The sequence below is a fragment of the Actinomycetes bacterium genome (assembly GCA_024222295.1).
GTDB lineage: Bacteria > Actinomycetota > Acidimicrobiia > Acidimicrobiales > Microtrichaceae > JAAEPF01.
Map to the genome: position 1 here is coordinate 1 of JAAEPF010000086.1, position 1,744 is coordinate 1,744.

4 protein-coding genes are annotated in these 1,744 nt (G+C 66.3%); 2 read left to right on the forward strand and 2 right to left on the reverse strand.

Features of this window, described 5'->3' with window-relative positions; genetic code table 11:
- On the reverse strand, positions 1 to 213 hold a 213-nt coding region (locus tag GY812_16940), incomplete at its 3' end, for a molecular chaperone (GenBank protein ID MCP4437171.1).
- Positions 214 to 322: 109 nt separating this feature from the next.
- On the opposite strand from GY812_16940, the gene GY812_16945 reads away from it, so the two are divergent.
- Positions 323 to 565, forward strand: a complete 243-nt coding sequence (locus GY812_16945; protein ID MCP4437172.1) for a hypothetical protein — start codon at positions 323 to 325, stop codon at positions 563 to 565.
- 174 nt (positions 566 to 739) lie between these two features.
- Entirely contained in the window at positions 740 to 1,039 is a 300-nt protein-coding gene (locus tag GY812_16950) for a hypothetical protein (protein ID MCP4437173.1), read from the forward strand.
- 291 nt (positions 1,040 to 1,330) lie between these two features.
- On the opposite strand, the gene GY812_16955 is transcribed toward GY812_16950, so the two are convergent.
- The coding region (locus GY812_16955) for a sterol desaturase family protein (protein ID MCP4437174.1) at positions 1,331 to 1,744 on the reverse strand (414 nt) is incomplete at its 5' end.

Below are 1,744 nucleotides of genomic sequence, written 5' to 3' on the forward strand. Positions count from 1 at the left end.
CGCCGCCAGCGGAACCGGATCGCCGACGCGCTCGACGAAACCGCGCAGGACGACACCTGACTCGCCGGGGTTCGGGTTCTCCGCGGGCTCGCCAACCTGTGGCGACCTGTCGGCGAAGACGGTGAGGATCGATCGCCGCAGCACGGGGGGACGGCCGACGCGGGCCGCGACGAGGTTCGTCGTCCCGATCGACAACCCCAACGGTTCAGTCATGAGTGGCGCCTCTCCTGTCTGGGCCGTCACCACCCTAGCGACTGCAACTCAGGGTTCCGGCGGAGCCGGCGGCGGCTCGGTCACCGTCTCGGTTTCAGTTTGTGTGACGGTGTTGGCGCTTGTGGTGGCGGTTGTCGTCGGCGTCGTTGTGGTCGGCGTCGCTGTGGTCGTCGGAGTCGTGGTGGTCGTCGAAGGCTCGGCGGTGGTTGTGGTCGGCGTAGCGCTAATCGATGTCACCGTTTTGGTGACCGTCGACGGAGGCGCAACCTCAGTCGAGGGCACGGGAGTCAGTGACGTCGTGGTGGTCGTATCGAAGGTCGAGTCCCCGGTGATGGCCCGGGCCAGCCCATAGACGATTAGTACGACGAGCAGTGCACCCGCCGCGCCGAACGCCACCAGTGCCACCGGCTTGCGGTGCCACGGCTCAGCGGCAGCTGGAGCTGGTGGCTCGTCGTCGGGGTAGTTCTGCTGATCGTCAGGAGATCCGTGGTGCGGCACGGAACCGATGGTAGGCGCTCGGTGCTAGGTGGCTGGGTTCAATGTGGCCGTCGCTTCGGTTGTCGGCCCGTTGGGCTCCGGCTCTTCGGGGGGACCGTCGGGTTCGTGGGTCCTGGGCAGTCGGGAGTTCGGCTTCCGGGTGGACGGCTCCGCAGACTTGGTCCTGGCCACCACGGATTCGCTGCTGGCCTCGGCGGATTCCGTGCTCGAGGGTATGAGTCCGGGATCTATGTCGCTGGTGATGGGCGCTCTGGTACTGGTGATCGTCTCGGTCGCGGTGGTCGTCGGTGACCGGGTGTCGGAGGCCGACGACGTTGGCTCGAGGTAGTTGATTGGTGCCTGCTCTGGCTCGGTGAACTGGCGAGTCACGTGGTTGATGGAGATGACCAGAATGGCGAGCGCAGCCAAACCCGCCAGGCTCACGCCGAGCACGCTTGACGTGCGGTTGTGCCACGGTGCGCGGGGAGCCGGCATGGGGGCGTCTTCGTCGCGATGCCGGCCGTTCACGGTTTCCGATGGTAGCCGCGGCGGCCGCGTCGCCGCCGGGGTCAACTGGCCCAGGACCGTGATGCGCTGGCCATCGTGGGAGCCAGTTGAGGGGCGGGTGGACCTGTGTCGATCAGCCGGTCACGTGATCAGCGTGCAGGTTCTTGGCGGTCGGCGAGGTGGGCACCGTGGCTGGGTCGGGACATGTGCGCAGCACTCGATCGGCGGTGCCGGAGGTCGTGACGTTGAACCAGTAGTGCTCGTTCTTGAAGTGGTGCAGCCGGTGGTTGCGGTAGATCGCACGGTACATGCGCGTTTTCGGCTTGTAGTCGGTGTGAATGAGGTAGTGGGTCCACTCGTAGGCCAAGCCGACGATAGTGAGGAATGCGAGGAAGGTCAGACCCAGGCCAGGGCGCGGGAACGCCAGCAGCGCAACCGCGACGGCCACCGGCAGCACCCACAGCAACGCCGGCCACGGAATGAATATCTCCGGCAGGCTGCGCGGAGCCATGTGGTGTTCACGATGTTTTCGGGCCAATAACGAGTC